At 66.1% G+C, this 14,402-nt stretch carries 14 protein-coding genes and 4 pseudogenes; 6 read left to right on the top strand and 12 right to left on the bottom strand.

What is annotated here, in order from left to right; all coding sequences use genetic code 11:
* Nucleotides 1-381 precede the first annotated feature (381 nt).
* Both AC07DC_RS41685 and AC07DC_RS41690 read left to right on the top strand, forming a co-directional pair.
* Nucleotides 382-1,572, top strand: a complete 1,191-nt coding sequence (locus AC07DC_RS41685) for an IS110 family RNA-guided transposase (protein WP_478920182.1) — start codon at nucleotides 382-384, stop codon at nucleotides 1,570-1,572.
* 105 nt (nucleotides 1,573-1,677) lie between these two features.
* Nucleotides 1,678-2,109 carry a hypothetical protein gene (locus tag AC07DC_RS41690; protein ID WP_478920184.1) on the top strand — a complete coding sequence of 144 codons (432 nt, stop codon included), beginning with the start codon at nucleotides 1,678-1,680 and terminating at the stop codon, nucleotides 2,107-2,109.
* Between the two features lie 125 nt (nucleotides 2,110-2,234).
* On the opposite strand, the pseudogene AC07DC_RS41695 reads toward AC07DC_RS41690, so the two are convergent.
* Together AC07DC_RS41695 and AC07DC_RS41700 are read right to left on the bottom strand one after the other, a co-directional pair.
* Nucleotides 2,235-2,444 (bottom strand): annotated as a pseudogene (locus tag AC07DC_RS41695) (IS110 family transposase); the annotation flags it as partial.
* 201 nt (nucleotides 2,445-2,645) lie between these two features.
* Nucleotides 2,646-2,903 carry a hypothetical protein gene (locus AC07DC_RS41700; protein ID WP_478920185.1) on the bottom strand — a complete coding sequence of 86 codons (258 nt, stop codon included), beginning with the start codon at nucleotides 2,901-2,903 and terminating at the stop codon, nucleotides 2,646-2,648.
* 834 nt (nucleotides 2,904-3,737) lie between these two features.
* On the opposite strand from AC07DC_RS41700, the gene AC07DC_RS41705 reads away from it, so the two are divergent.
* Complete coding sequence (locus AC07DC_RS41705; protein WP_478920186.1) at nucleotides 3,738-4,370, top strand: transposase; 633 nt, start codon at nucleotides 3,738-3,740, stop codon at nucleotides 4,368-4,370.
* A 58-nt stretch (nucleotides 4,371-4,428) separates the two neighbouring features.
* On the opposite strand, the gene AC07DC_RS41710 is transcribed toward AC07DC_RS41705, so the two are convergent.
* On the bottom strand, nucleotides 4,429-4,953 hold the full coding sequence (locus AC07DC_RS41710) for a DUF1877 family protein (RefSeq protein ID WP_478920187.1): 525 nt from the start codon (nucleotides 4,951-4,953) through the stop codon (nucleotides 4,429-4,431).
* A gap of 177 nt (nucleotides 4,954-5,130) precedes the next feature.
* On the opposite strand from AC07DC_RS41710, the gene AC07DC_RS41715 reads away from it, so the two are divergent.
* The gene (locus tag AC07DC_RS41715; RefSeq protein ID WP_478920188.1) at nucleotides 5,131-5,721 is read left to right on the top strand and encodes an alpha/beta hydrolase; all 591 of its coding nucleotides are present in this window, start codon (nucleotides 5,131-5,133) and stop codon (nucleotides 5,719-5,721) included.
* Nucleotides 5,722-5,748: 27 nt separating this feature from the next.
* Here AC07DC_RS41715 and istB read toward each other — a convergent pair.
* The 6 genes and pseudogenes from istB to AC07DC_RS41745 form a co-directional block, all read right to left on the bottom strand.
* Nucleotides 5,749-6,519, bottom strand: a pseudogene (istB, locus tag AC07DC_RS41720) (IS21-like element helper ATPase IstB).
* Nucleotides 6,520-7,581: 1,062 nt separating this feature from the next.
* Complete coding sequence (locus AC07DC_RS41725) at nucleotides 7,582-8,499, bottom strand: NADP-dependent oxidoreductase (protein ID WP_478920198.1); 918 nt, start codon at nucleotides 8,497-8,499, stop codon at nucleotides 7,582-7,584.
* A 444-nt stretch (nucleotides 8,500-8,943) separates the two neighbouring features.
* Nucleotides 8,944-9,213, bottom strand: coding sequence for a hypothetical protein (locus AC07DC_RS41730; protein ID WP_478920189.1), 270 nt, complete (start codon nucleotides 9,211-9,213; stop codon nucleotides 8,944-8,946).
* Between the two features lie 113 nt (nucleotides 9,214-9,326).
* Nucleotides 9,327-9,806, bottom strand: coding sequence for a hypothetical protein (locus AC07DC_RS41735; RefSeq protein WP_478920190.1), 480 nt, complete (start codon nucleotides 9,804-9,806; stop codon nucleotides 9,327-9,329).
* 148 nt (nucleotides 9,807-9,954) lie between these two features.
* The gene (locus AC07DC_RS41740) at nucleotides 9,955-10,572 is read right to left on the bottom strand and encodes a hypothetical protein (RefSeq protein WP_478920191.1); all 618 of its coding nucleotides are present in this window, start codon (nucleotides 10,570-10,572) and stop codon (nucleotides 9,955-9,957) included.
* A gap of 282 nt (nucleotides 10,573-10,854) precedes the next feature.
* Nucleotides 10,855-11,139, bottom strand: coding sequence for a DUF6313 family protein (locus AC07DC_RS41745; RefSeq protein ID WP_478920192.1), 285 nt, complete (start codon nucleotides 11,137-11,139; stop codon nucleotides 10,855-10,857).
* 99 nt (nucleotides 11,140-11,238) lie between these two features.
* On the opposite strand from AC07DC_RS41745, the gene AC07DC_RS41750 reads away from it, so the two are divergent.
* A complete protein-coding gene (locus AC07DC_RS41750; protein ID WP_478920193.1) occupies nucleotides 11,239-11,814 on the top strand; it encodes a hypothetical protein in 576 nt (191 codons plus the stop codon).
* 202 nt (nucleotides 11,815-12,016) lie between these two features.
* On the opposite strand, the gene AC07DC_RS41755 is transcribed toward AC07DC_RS41750, so the two are convergent.
* Nucleotides 12,017-12,673: a hypothetical protein gene (locus tag AC07DC_RS41755; RefSeq protein ID WP_478920194.1), complete on the bottom strand. Its 657-nt coding sequence runs from the start codon at nucleotides 12,671-12,673 to the stop codon at nucleotides 12,017-12,019.
* Nucleotides 12,674-12,956: 283 nt separating this feature from the next.
* A complete protein-coding gene (locus AC07DC_RS41760) occupies nucleotides 12,957-13,409 on the bottom strand; it encodes a hypothetical protein (protein ID WP_478920196.1) in 453 nt (150 codons plus the stop codon).
* 331 nt (nucleotides 13,410-13,740) lie between these two features.
* Here AC07DC_RS41760 and AC07DC_RS41765 point away from each other — a divergent pair.
* A pseudogene (locus tag AC07DC_RS41765) lies at nucleotides 13,741-13,839 on the top strand (IS5/IS1182 family transposase); the annotation flags it as partial.
* 5 nt (nucleotides 13,840-13,844) lie between these two features.
* Here the strand turns inward: AC07DC_RS41765 and AC07DC_RS41770 are convergent.
* Nucleotides 13,845-14,195 (bottom strand): annotated as a pseudogene (locus AC07DC_RS41770) (transposase); the annotation flags it as partial.
* Between the last annotated feature and the right edge of the window lie 207 nt (nucleotides 14,196-14,402).

The raw sequence follows: 14,402 nt of genomic DNA on the forward strand, positions 1-14,402 counted from the left end.
CTGGAGTCTCTTTCGCAGTGCCGTCAGTCTGTGGGACGGCCGGTCGGGAGACAAGGGAGGGGCGACGCGAGCGGGAGAGCGGCGGCGTGCAGGTGCTGCCCATGGCGCTCGCCGCGCTCCGCCCGATCGACTCTGAGCAGACCGCTCAACCCTCCCTACGTTGTTCTGCGGCACTGGGTGAGCCCTTCGTATGGTTCATCCACCCAGGGACGTCGGGTGTGGCTTTCAACCTTCTGCCACTCGTGGCTGGCATCGATTGGCCGCCCGACGTCCCACGACGACTCGGCTGCCAATTAGGAATTGCGAATGATCGCTCCGTAGGGAATCGACAGCGAGGTCGTCCGTCGGGAGACATCAGCACCCACCGCACGGAGGCACCACATGGCCGCGATTTGGGCCGGCATCGACGCAGGCAAAACCCATCACCACTGCGTCGCGATCGACGAGAGCGGCCGTCGGCTGCTGTCCCGACGCGTCGCCAACGACGAACCCGAACTCCTCAAACTGCTCGCCGACGTCCTGGCCCTGGGCGACGAGGTGACCTGGGGCATCGACCTGGCCGACGGCGGAGCCGCCCTTGCCATCGCCATACTCCTCAACCACGACCAACCAGTGCTCTACCTCTCCGGCAGGGCCATCCACCGCGCCTCCGAGGGCTACCGCGGCGAGGGCAAGACCGACGCCAAGGACGCAGCCGTCATCGCCGACCAGGCCCGTATCCGCCGCGACCTGCACCCCTTACGAGCTGGCGACGAGACCGTCACCGATCTGAAGATCCTCACCGGGCGTCGCATGGACCTGGTCACCGACCGCACCCGCACCGTCAACCGCCTCCGCGCCCAGCTCACCGGCATCTTTCCCGGCCTGGAGCGCGCGCTCGACCTCACCAACACCGGCCCGCTCGTCTTGCTGACCGGCTACCAGACGCCGGCTGCACTTCGCCGGATCGGTCGCAAGAGGCTGGAAACATGGCTGCGGAACCGCAAGGTCTACCGCGCCGACCAACTGGCCGAGAAAGCCGTCGAGGCTGCCGAGCGCCAGTACACCAGCCTGCCGGGCGAGAGGCTGACGGCCCGGATGGTGCACACGCTGGCGTCGGAGGTGCTGGGTCTCAACCAGCAGGTCACCGAGATCGACAAGCTCATCGAGGCCCGGTTTCGCGAGCACCATCACTTTGCAGTGATCACCAGCATGCCCGGCCTGGGTGTCATCCTCGGTGCCGAGTTCCTGGCCGCCACCGGCGGCGACATGGCCGTCTTCGGCACTCCCGACCGGCTCGCCGGCTTCGGGGGCGTCGCGCCGGCACCGCGGGACTCCGGAAAGATCAGCGGCAACCTGCGGCGCCCCCAGCGATACAACCGCCACCTCCAACGCGTCTTCTATACCTCCGCCTTGTTCAGCATCCGAACGTGCGAGGAGTCCCGCCGGTTCTACGACCGCAAACGAGCCGAGGGCAAGCGCCACACCCAGGCCGTCCTCGCTCTCGCACGTCGCCGCGTCAACGTTCTATGGGCCCTCCTGCGCGACGGACGGTGCTACGAACTCACGCCGCCGACGCCGCTTGCAGCCTGAGACTCCTGTCCTGGTGCCGACCTCCCAGCCCAGCGATATCACGGTCGCCGGATCGGCAGGATTGCGGGAGGATTCGCTGATCGGCGCCCGGGGACGAGGAGTTCGGTGATCACTCAAGGAGTGAAGGTCACGGCGCGGTGTGATGGCTGCGGGGGTGCGCTGATATGCGACATTGGCCAGTACATCCACCGCGGGCAGTTGTGGTGGGGCACCGAAGGGGCATGCAAGTCCTGTCTCAGCGGGTGGTGCGAGCAGGACACAGGCGGTGCGACGCCAGAGGAGATCCGGCAGGCCCTGCTGGCCGAGCACGGATCCGCGCGGCTTCGCCTCGCGGACAACGAGCCGAGCCTCATCGCGGTCCTGCGAGTTCTGCGCGAGGCACTTCACCTGTCCTTGAAACAGGCGCGCGCGATGGCCGACGAACTCAAAGAGACCGGCCTGATTGGCACGCTGGTCGAGATGGAGCTCATCGCCAGTGGGCTGCAACGCCGATCAGTAACTACAACGATCGAGACGTGTCAGGTGCCTACCAGCTGAGCCCCCGCCGGCCAAAACAGGCTTGACAAACGGCATTAGGAATCGATGAGAACGGTCAAGATTCACTGAGACAGAACAGGTGATGAGTGACCTCTCGCAGCGAAGACGCCTCACGTCGCCAGAAGTCAAGCTGCGGTGGCGAGTGGGATGGGGAAGGCCGTCTGCTCATCGAACAGTTTGTGGTGCTGAAGGCAGTGATAGAGCTGGCCGAGCATGCGGTTGAAGCGGTTACGGAGGGCAGATGCGTGCCAGTCGCCGTGTTCGTCGCGGCGTCGGCGGCAATGGGCCTTGGCGCCCGGAGAGCCGTTGGGGGCGGCGAAGGCCCACGCGTCGCCGTGCGAGAGCCAGATTCAGATCCGCACGAGCGCGCGCGTGCCGTATGGGAAGCCTTCGAAGCCTCCACAGCCCTGCGCTACGAGGTATCGATCTGCGCGCGCCCCGCTACATCGTCGGGCCAGCGGACGACTCATTCCGCCGGCTTCGCGACCTGCGCGATGTCGTAGCTGACGGATTCAGCCGGGACAGCGACGAGTACGTCACGGGCCGGCTGCGGTACGACGCAGTCGCTGGTGCAGGCGCAGGCGCAGCATCTTCATCGCGTCCGCCGGGTCGTGGCTCTCCAGGTCGAAGGAGTATCGGAGGGCGGCGTCGGTTTTCCCGAAGGGAAGCAGTATCTGCAGCCGGGCGCCGTAGATGTCAGCGTCGAATGACGCGCCCAAGTTACCGGATCCGGCTGTGTTCAGCCGGCCGTTGTACCGTGCGGTGATGGTGCTGTCGGTGGTGAGGAAGGCCACCTCGACTGCGGTGAGGCCACCAGCGTCGTGCCCCGCCGACGGCACAAGCGAGCGGAAACTGATGGTCGGACGGGGTGGTGAGCACGTGCGCCACCGCGCGGATTCCTCGCATCAGACCGTTCGTGACGGTTCGTCCTTTTCCCGGCCGACTGTCCCCGCCTGGAGGGCTACCTCGCGGGCGGAGCAGCGCTCGGGCAGCAGCACGCCGAGGCCTACATCATGGCCGCTTGGGGGGGAGCTGAAGCCGCCACGCGCCCGGCGCCGACTGCTGAGCCGAAGCTCCGCGCGGGGATGGCGTCCCGCGCAGGGGCGTGCCGTCGACGTCGGCAGATCAGCAGGCCGTAGTAGACATCCGTGTGCTGCAACACTGGGTACCGAATAGCACCGGGAGCACGTGGACGGCACTCTCTTGGCAGCGTTCTCGCAGACCTGCGTCCTTGTCAATGGGGGCCGTCAGACTGCTGCCATGGCTGGCCTGATGGGCCTCAAACAGGCCGCGCGCGTCCTCACCGACGAGATGAGCACATGTCGTGTCCCGATGGCGCCGGAGGGTTTTCGGCGCAGCCGGTGGGATCGCCATGACTTCGTGTTTTTCGGGTCGGTTCGCACCACACCTGCATCCGTTCCGCGTTCGCGACGACCTCGACCGCCGAGCCGGAAACGGTCGGCGGCAGGAGCCACCCCTTCGATCCTCCGGACGGGACACACGACTGCCTCGGCCGCCCACGGCGCCTGGTCGCCCGCACCGGGGATCGCTACGCGGCGCAGGAACGGCTGGCCGAGGGTAAGTCCCTGACGGCGATCGGCCGGGAACTGCGGCTGGACCACTCCACCGTGCGCCGCTTCGCCCGTGCCACCAGCATCGACGAGTTGCTGGTCAAGGCGGTCAACCGGCAGTCCATCCTCGACGAGTACAAGCCTCACCTGCACCAACGATGGGACGAGGGCGGTCACGACATCCCCCGACTCCACCGTGAACTCCAGGAACTCGGCTTCCCCGGAGACATCCAGACCGTTCGACGATACCTGCGGTCATCGAAGGAGAGCGGGCTTCCCGTCGCTCCGCGGCCCGCCCCGCGTCCTCGCCGGGTGGTCCGCTGGATCATGACCGCCCCGGACGGTCTGGCCGCCAGCGACGCCCAGGAACTCAAGGAGATCAGGGCTGCCTGCCCGCGTCTGGACGCCGCGGCCAGACACGTCCGCGACTTCGCCGCCATGCCCCATGACCGACGCGGCGACCTGCTGCCCGACTGGATGGACCGCGTCCTCGCCGACGACCTACCAGCTCTGCACTCCCTGGTCGCCGGCCCACGCCGGGATCAGGAGGCCGTCACCGCCGGCCTCTCCACTGCGTGGAGCTCGGGCCAGGTCGAGGGCCACGTGACGCGAATCAAGCTGATCAAGCGGAAGGGTTACGGCCGAGCCAACCTTGACTTGCTCCGTAAGCGGATACTCCTTGCGGACTGATCCCGTCCCTTGACCATCAGTCAGGCACGCCGGCGAAGAACATTCCACCGTCGGGGAGTCAATCCCACCATGAGACGACGGCAAGGCCCCGTTTCGAGGCTCCTGCATAGAACTCGCAAAGCGCGTCGAAATGGTCCATCAGATACGTTCTGGGCCCGTTGACGAGAGTTTCAGCTCCGTGGCCGACCAGCACTCCTGCCGCACGGTTGCTGGACGGCAGCGCCGCCAGAAGGGCCGGGAAGTCGATCTCCCAGAGGAGACCGGAGACTCGAGTGACCTCCGACGGCTCAAGGGCTGTCGGCGCAGGCCCGAAGGGCCCGATGGCATGGGGGTGAGCATTGAGGAAACCGACGTTCAGCACCACGCCACCGTCGGTGGCCTGCCCGAGGCCAGCAAGGTGCAAGTCATCGATGCCGCCGATCTCACACACGCGTGCCAGCATGGCTGGCGCCCAGTCGAGGTCGAGACAATCAGTCGCCAGCGGGTCCCACTGGTGATCACCATCGGATGACTCTGCGGCGCGTGTCCGACAGACGGCGAGATACTCCACAGAGACTCGGGCAAGCAGCTGGGTGACGGCCATGACAAGCAGTATCCCAATGCCGTCCACCCCTTATTTCCGAGCAGCCAGCCCATCACAAGATCTTCGCCAGAGCCCGTAATTCCCCAGGTGCCGTGGTCACGTAATTCCCCAGGTGGTGGTTGTAGCGGCGGTCAGGCTCTGGGAGTCGGATGATCGGATGGCGAGTAGTCTGCGGCTATGCCTGATCCCGTCTCATTCGCCGTGCCCACCCGCTTCGACGGAGCCCGCGATCGTGTCGCAGTCGTCGTTCCAGGAGTCGGCTATTCGCCTGCCAGGCCGCTGCTGCACTTCGCCCGTAGCGTCCTGCTCCAGCACGGCTGGACGGTCCAGGAGTTGTGGTGGCAAATCCCCGATGGTTTCTCGCAGTTCAGCGTGGACGACCGGATCGAATGGGTGGAACGGCAGGTCACCGAGGCTGTCGATGCCGAAGCGGGAGCCTGTCGACTGCTGATCGGCAAGTCCCTGGGCTCCCTCGCCTGTGGCATCGCAGCTGACAGGAGCATCCCTGCGGCCTGGCTCACCCCGGTCCTGACTATCGATCACGTCACCGCGGCTCTTCAGCGGGCCACGGAGCCGACCCTCCTCATCGGCGGAGGTGCCGACAAGCTGTGGGATTCACGAATCGCCGCGTCCCTGCGGCACGAGGTCCTGGAAGTGCCCTCGGCGGACCATGGCCTGGAACTCGCAGACGATGCCGCAGGATCCGTTGATGTCCTGCGGCAAGTCGTCTCTCGGCTGGACCGCTTCATCGGCTCTCTCGGCCGCTGAGGGCACTGGATAAGAGTGCCCGGATCTCTAGCCGGCAGGTGTGTCCGGCTTGGGGGTCGGTCCCTTGGGCCGATTGTGGGGTCGGTAGTTGGGGCCGTTCATGATGATCTGGTGGCTGGCGTTGATCAGACGGTCCAGGAGTGACTCGGCGACGACCGGGTTGGGGAAGAGCGGATACCAGTCGCTGGGCGCCCGGTTGCTGGTGATGATCAGGGACCGTCCCTGCCGCTCGGAGACGAGTTCGTAGAGGTCGTCGGCCTGGGACGCTGACAGTTGACGCATGGCGAAGTCGTCGAGGATGAGCACGTCGGGCCCGATGAGGTCACGCATGCGTTTGTCCCAGGTGCGGTCCGCGTGGCCGCCGGCGAGCTCGCCCCAGGATGCGGCTGGTCTTGGCGAAGCGGACGTTGGCGCCTTGCCGGACGGCTTGGTGGCCGAGAGCTTGGGCGACGTGTGTTTTCCCGACGCCGAGTGGTCCGAACAGAATTACGGACTCGCCGGAGTGGAGCCAGCGCAGGGCCGCGAGGTCGCGGATTTGGGCGGCGGGCAGCTTCGGGGAAGCATGGAAGTCGAAGCCCTCCAAGGTGGCCTGCTGTTCGAACCTGGCCCGGCGCAGGCGCCGTTCGAGGGCGAACGGTTTCACGGCGGGTGATCTCGTCCTGGCAGAGGACCTGGAGGAAGTCCAGGTGACCGAGTTCGCCGCCTTGGGCCTGAGTGAGACGGGCGTCGAGGGTTTCGAGCATCCCCGAAAGCCGCGGTCTTGAGCGACTCGCGCAGGGCGGTGGTCATCACGCTCATCGCGTGGCCTCCTCGGCATCGCCGTGGCCCTGGTCGTCGTGGAGTTCGACGTTGTCTGGGCGGGAATGTCGGCGGCGAACAGTCCCTCGGGGCCGTGCAGGAAGGCCGCGGCCCCCGCGTCGCCGGTGTCCGGCTCGGTCTCGTTCTCTGTCTCGGTGCCGGCGACCAGGATGCCTGCCCTTGATCCTGCGATAGGACGGATCACCAACCGTGATGGCCTTCCTGCAGGCGGCCTGCAGCCGCGTGTCGCCGTACTTCTTCCGCAGCCCGATGACCCCATGTGCGGCGCGGAGTCCCGGCAGTACCGCCGAGCCGTCTCACCAACCCCCACACACCAGATGTGTAGTGATCCGCTGCCGCAGACAATGGCGGCGGAGGCGGTGTTCTGTTCGGGGCGGTGCAGGTCAAGGCGCTGGCGGAGGCGTCAGCGGACCCGTGAGCGGGTTATCGCGATGCGGCGGGGTGAGCAGGCCGTGGAGGCGTCCGCCGATCCTGATCGACCGACGGCTCCTGGACTCGTCGTACAGCGGTCTTCAGGTCCTGGAGGGCAGGACACGCGTCGGTGTCCTACGGACTGTTCGAGCTGCTGTCGAGCTACGACGGCGCCGTAGTACGTGGCCACGCCGGTGAAGGCGAGGCTGCCGATTGCTACCACCGCACCGACGACCGTGCGGATGTGCACCCACGGGATACGCCTGCGGGTTTCCGGTGCCGGGTTGGGGTCCGCAACTTGCTGTTCGTCACGGACCCGCCCCCGGACGCGAGCCGGAGCCGTGCGCCGGCGTGCAAGCCGAAGGCGAGCGCGCCGTTGTTGCTGGTCAGCCATGCCGTCGGGGGCCTCGTCCACGCGGCTGAGCATAAGGAGGCTCGACGGGACGCGCGGGGAAATCGATCAATTCGCTCGCTCTTGCGATCATTTGCCGATCCTCCGCGCGTACGGTCCCGCCGCACCGGATCGGCGGCGCCAGCGTCTTCGGCTGGCTCGGTGCCACTCCGAGCGGCGGATCCAGCTCCGGGCGCTCTTGCCCGAGGAGGGGAGGACCGGTCACTGTCCCCGAGTCCTCACGGACGAACGCGGATGATCGTCTTTCCCTTGCGTCGCTCGGTCGGGTTGAGGGCGGCGACGGCATCGTCGAGGGTCGAGACGTCACCGATGTTCGTCCGCAGCCGTCCGTCCCGCACCCGCTGCACGATCTCACCCAATTCGGCACGATCGGCCTCGACAACGAAGTCCACCGCCAGGCCCTCAGCGGGTCGCGCCTCGACCGTGCCGACGATGGACACCAGCGTTCCTCCAGCCTTGATCAGGGCAGCGGACCGCTTCTGAACGTCGCCACCGATGACATCGAAGACCAGATCGACGTCGCCGACGTCCTTCAGCGCGTCATTCTCAAGGTCGACGAACTCATGCGCGCCGAAGTCGAGTGCCTTCTCACGGTCGGCGGCGCGTCCGGTGCCGATGACGTAAGCGCCAGCCTCACGTGCGAGCTGGGTCACCATCGTCCCGACTGCCCCGGCCGCGCCATGGGCGAGGACGGTCTGGCCAGACTGAAGGCGGCCGTGCTGGAACAGCCCCTGCCACGCGGTCAGACCTGAGATTGGCAGGGACGCGCCTACCGTGAAGTCGACGTCGCCGGGCAGCGGCGCGAGGTTGCGTGCTTCGATCGCCACGTACTCCGCCAGGGTGCCGTCACGGTGCCAATCGGCGAGGCCGAACACCCGCTGCCCGATCGACAGCCCCGTCGTGCCGTAGCCGAGGGCGGTGACCACTCCGGCCAGCTCGTGGCCGGGGATCGACGGTGTCTTGTCACGGCCGGCGCGATCGGTCCAGGTCGATGGCCACTCCATCTCGGTCGGGACGAAGCCCGATGCATGAATCTGAACGATGACGTCGTTGATCGATGCCTGCGGCTCGGGCCGCTCCACCAGCGTCATCCCGGCCGTTCCCGCAGCCTGGTCCGTCACCACGATCGCTTTCATCGGAATTGCCTCCTCGGTCATTTGTCTCTTTGGTGGAAACGTTGCAGGGATGGAAAGCCCGTTCGACATCCCCTCGGCGGGGCTGATAGGAAGCGGCCGGCCGATCTGGACAGCGTCGGCCGGACTACTATTCGCTCGTCGTCATGTCTCCGACCTTAGGAGCGGAGCATCCCAGGGGTATGGTCCATTTTCATGGCGAAACCTTGGGCCACTCTGGGGTTCGACCTGCTAGTCGACGCCCGGGCCGGGCCTGCGCATGGGGCTGACGAAGACGCTGCCGAACGCCGTAGCCACCGGGGCGTTCAGGGAGCGGATGGTGCCGGCCGGGTACAGCAGAGCCGACGAATCGGCCCGTCGAAGGAGTCATCCGAGGCGTGCACGTGCCACTCCCTCGCGGTCGTCGAGCGATCACCTCATGGCTTCAATATTCGCATTCCACTCATTTCATCGCACTACTTGCGCTCTGTCGATCTCCTTGAAGCCGAGCAGCACCACCAGCCCGTAGAAAACGCCGCCCGCGACCAGGACCGCGGCGGCGAAGGCGAGACCCAGCGCCCGCCCTACCCTCCACAGCCGTAACTCCCGATCATCCGGGGCGGAACGTGACCTTCGAATGGCTGCCATGACGATGAAGACAAGGCTCGAGGAGCAGCGGTTGCAGCCAGTCCATTGATCGCTGGATTCGGCGCATTCACCCTCTTTGGGATCGCTCACGAGGCGACCGGCGCGGGCCGCAGGACGTTTGGTGCGCGGGGACTGTACCGCCGGCGTTACGGCCGCGGCGCTCGTGGGCGTATGAATTGCCTGAGGGCATCGCCGCAGTCGACTCATCCCATCAACGGCCAGATGACCACGCCTCCACGCACCACCAGTGGCTCGGGCTGGCGCTCTTCATAGAATCGAGTCCACCCCAGGTCGACGCTGCCATCGTGGCGTTGGTGCACATCGCCAGCTTTGCTCGCGAGCCAGCTGAGCAGCCTGCCCGTTCGCTCGAAGTCGTCTGGGTGGATCTCTTGCCGGCTGGTCAGAGCCCAGGCATCGCCTCGGGTGTCCTGCTTGCGCAGCAGGACCGAGACCAGCGCACCGTCAACCTTGAACGGCTCTCCTTGGCAGCCCAGAAGTGGCTCAGGATCGTCCTCGACAACGAGGCTCTCCTGATCATCATCCGCCGAGGGAAGATCGGTCACGATCCGCAAGACCTCCGGCCGGGGGCCCAGTCCGAGGTGCCACCGGAGCTCGGCGAGCTCCTCCTCCGACAATGCGTCGCGCAGGTCCAGCGTAAGCATGAGTTCAAAGATGTCGGCCATAGCCGCACACGCTAGTGCTCTCGTCTGACAGGCCGACCCTCGTAAGGTCGGGTAACCAACGTTGCCTTGATGCGGCTATTCGACCACACGCGGATCCGGCTCCCGCGGACCAGCGGACTGGCCCGCTCAGCGCCCACAGGTTGCTGTTTCAGCGACGCTGTACGGCGGCAAGGATCTCCGGTGCCCAGTATCGGCTGGGCAGGATCATGGTCGAGCTGGTGGACGGGTGAATGAGTAGAGGAAACTGTGACCAGCGCAGGACCGCGTACTGCAGGTGGCGCCGGGCGACGAGAACCTCGGTACAGAACACTGCGGTGTCCCCGGTCAGGGAGCGTGGCACCGGAAGTCGCATCTCTCGCGCAATCTCGCTGGCGAGCATGGCGGAGAAGGCCTGCATGTCGGGATCGCGCTGTTCCTGTCCCTTTACCGCATACAGCGCCTTGGCTATGTGGGCCAGTTCCTCGGGACGATCGTCGTAGAACGCGTCGGTGCTGTAGATCACCACTGCCGGGTGGTCGTTCGGGCCGGGCACGAACAGCAGGGAATTCGCCTGCACCAGGTGTGCCCACACGATCCGGCCTTCGCTCAGGAGCAGGTCCTGCTGTAGGAAGAGTTGCTGCAACCCGTCATCGTGGTCCAACCAGGCCGGGGTTGGCATGCGCAGGTATCGGTGCTTGTCCCACCAACCGATCTTCCGCGGAGCGGCGCCAAAGTTGCGCCGACACGATTCCAAGGCCTCCGCGGCGGTTGATTGCATGATCGACATATTAGGCGGATATCAGCTGGTCGGATGGCATCAGCTGCGACGGCGGCGCCACAATGCGGGGCCTTGGCCTCGCCATCCACCCCCGCCCTGAAGGACGTCGTACCAGCCCAGGAGCAACCTCCTGGGAAGTTGCCCGCCGCTGCAGGCCCGACCCTTGGTGCCCCCCTGTGCTCGGCATTCACGCGGACCGCCCGCGTGAATGCCCGTAGCAAGACGGTAGGGGTCGCCATGGTGGCATCCGGCTACTCGGCGGCGTTCCTCCTTGTGAATGATGACCGACGGTCACATCGCGACGGTCTCGTCGGTCCACGGGCACGGCCCCACCTGCGCGTGGGTCCAGCTGCCCTGACCGTCCCCGTGATCATGGCCTCCGCCGGCCGCGGCTCCGATGATTGCGGGGATCGCGGCCCAGCCCGCGAGGGACAACGGCCAGGCGCACCACTGGGGGCGGGCGGCCGCGGGCGAGGTGATCCCAGTTATCACCGCGTAGGCCTTCGCCCAGCCGATCAGGAACCCGTTGAGCACATACAGTCCCGCGCACACCGCCACTTGAGTAGCCGTGCTCATGTGCGCCCCCGGCAATGCGGCGATACTCCAGACACGAGCCCGCAAGGCAATCGTTTCCCAGTCCAGGGGCTCAACGCCGAGATGCCAACGGGGATTCGCATGCGGGTGCTGTGGGTGTTATGGGTTGTTCTGGTGGTGTCGGTGGTGCTTGCGGTGACCTCCATGGCGGTCTACCGCTGGTTGGCGCCGAAGGGGCAGGCGGGGTCAGAAATCCTCGCGGTAGCACTGGCTCCCCTGTTCATGGCGGGAGCTCTCGCATTCCCGGCGGGAGCCGCCGCGGCGTTCGTGCTGATCGCGAAAACCCGCAGTCTCGCCGTCCTTGTCGTGCTGTATCCGGTGGGTACGGCTATGGCCGTCCTGGGTCTGGCGAACACCACGTCACTGATCATCGAGATCCTCAGGGGCCTTGCAGTCCGTCGCGAAACAGACCGGGTGATGGGCCAGGACGAGTTCATCCGCCTGATGAGATCCGGTGCCATCAGCAGCTTCCACAGGTACAAGGACGGCGTGGTCCACGTGACGTACACCGACCAATGCTGGAACGCTGACGGCAAGTACGAGTACCGGGCCTTCATGGCCGATCCGACGGGCTATGCGGCGTACGCGGCCGTGGCCGAGGAACTCCTTCAGGAGGACAGGATCCGATATTTCGACTCGCAGCCTGATCGAGACTGATCCGTGCGGATGGGAGTTCGAGGAAGACCTGCTCACAGGTGGCTGTTAGTCCCGTTTTCCGCTCATGCTTGATCCATTTCCAGTCCCTTGCGAATCGGCAGCGGAGCTGACGTCTCCGGCGGTCGGCGGTTTTACAACGAGATATCGCGGACCATCGCCGCCAGGACGGGCGAGTCCACCGAGGGTTGTTGCCCGCTGATCGTCACGTAGCCCCACGACCGGTACAGCGACTCCACCTTGCCGTTCCCGGCGGTCGGGTTGACGAGGAGAGTGACACGCTCCTCGGTGCGACCGGACAGGAGTTCGTCGTGGATGCGGCGCGCGGTGCTCGAAGGTGCGGGCGGCTAGCTGGTCGCTGCGCGTGAGCGTGGCGCAGTGCGTCGCCCAGTTTGCTGACCAAGTCTTCGGCCATCTCGACATGGCGCCCGCTCTTCTTTTCGTCGAGCAGGACGGCGATCCGTTCGTAGGCGGTGCTCATCTGCCAGGCAGCGCGAGCCAACGGGACCGGCTCCTGTGCCAATTGCGCGGGCAACAGCACCCGCGCGGCCTGTTCGGCGAGTTCGTGCACGGCCCCGGCGTGCAACGGCTCGTAGCGCGGGCGCTGCTGGTTCGGGGCCGTGGTGCGGTCGGTGGGCTGCGCGGCCGCGGTCGTTTCGCGGGTTCCGGGCAGGACGCGCAGGACCCGGGTGGTCGCCGTCTTTGCCTGCACGGTCGGCTGCTCCTTCGGGCTGGTCTGTGGCGCGGCCGACGGCGAGCTGGCCAGCCCCCGTAGCTGTGGAGGCTGGCCGTCGGACAGGTCCTTATCGGCGTTGAGCACGCGCCATGTCGAACTCGCTGGCTTGGCGATGCCCGGAGCCACGCGTGCGGGTCCCAGCGGCGAGCAGCTCCTCGATGCTGGCTTGTCGCCAGTAGTGCCTGGCCTGGTGGCACCGTCGCCAATCGGGAGCAGCCGGGCCGCCGGTGGCGCTACATGGAGCTCGTGAGAAGCCGTCGACCTCGCGAACGGGCGTTCGCCGATTTTGCCCTGAGAAGAGGAGGACCGGACCACAAACCACCGCGGCCGCCCGCAGCCACGTGACCGCTCGCCCTCAGCTGCTGGAGCGAGCGGCGTGATGTCTGGAGATCAAGCGGTCAGCGTGTGGTTACGCGTGACCGCCGTACCCGAGACTACAGTGCGAGGAATCGCCCTGGACCGCGCAAAGCTGAAAGTAAACTGCGCTGTCCTCTGTCAGATTGCCAGTGTTCCACGGGCTGGTGTAGGTGGCCGCGTGCCCGCGCGTGGTGGCAACGCGCCCCGTCGCCGGAGAGATCATTGACGCCTCCATGCCCCACCCGTCGGAGAGCCGGTCCACCACCTCAAACGCGTCGCCGGGGATACCACAGCACCCGGGATCGGCGTTCCACACCATGGCGCCCGCGTAGGTGCCGTTGTTGTAGGCGACGATGCTGAAGCTCCCGTCGTCAGACACCGAGCTCTTCTCGAAGGTCCAGTCGGCTGCCACCGCGTTAGTCGCTCCAAAAGTGAGGGAGCTTCCGCCAAAGAGGGCACCCGCCGCCACAAGCGTGATAACACGGTTCCTGAACTTCTTCTTCATCGGGTTTCCCCCCAAGTAGGCCGACAACTCGATCAATTGGTCGATGAGATCATGGCTTGCCGAGCCGGTGTGGTCAACTGTTGTATGGCGGGCGCACAGGCGCCAGTGGTGCCTCGTGCCGGCCGCGGGGGTGGTGATCGTTTAGTGGTGTCGACTAGGGAGCGAAAACGCGGATTGACCTGCGGAAACACCTGTGAGCGAGCTGAGATGGCGTGTCACTAGTTCCAAGGCCGTGAAGTTATGGCTCGGGTGGGGTTGTTCAGAGGGTGAGGTGCGGTTTCGGCGGACATGAGGAGCGGAGCCCCGGTAGAACTGGCAGTCGACTGGCGGCCTGGGCATAGATGTCGAGATCGTCGCACGCGACCCGCAGGTCATGGGGTTCGTGCCGCAGCCGAAGCGGTGGAGGGTCGAGCAGACCTACGGGATCCTGTTCGCCCCCACTTTAGCGCGGACATGAGCTGAGTCGAGGACTGCACGGGACAGATCGATGAGCTCCTGGCCGTCCAAGAACTGGAGAACCTTCTGATGCAGCCGGCCCCAGACTCCGGCGCGGGACCAGATGGCGAAGCGGCGATGCACGGTCGACTTCGATGCTCCGAAGCACGGTGGCAAGGCCCGCCAGGCGCAACCGCTGACGAGCACGTAGATGATCGCGGCGAACACCGCCTCATCATCGATGTTCGCGACCACGCCACCCTGCGGCCGCACGCGGGCCGCCGGCAACAGCGGCCTCGCGATCTCCCACAAGCCGTCCGGAGCGATCCATCCCCACCGCCCACTCCCCATGCCCAGCACAACGGCCAACTGACCATGTAGGACACGGTCTAAGGACTTTGGGCGGCTTCCTGGAGGGCGGCAGCAGTTACGAGCAACCATTTGATCACGACACCACACAGGCCCTAGTGAGGTGGTTTTGAGGTGGTGGCTCGCCTCGTGTGTCGCCTTTCGTTTCAGATCTTGGCGGTCTGCTGCGTGAGTCCGTGAGTCGGCGCT

It is taken from the genome of Streptomyces sp. NPDC045021 (assembly GCF_056432645.1).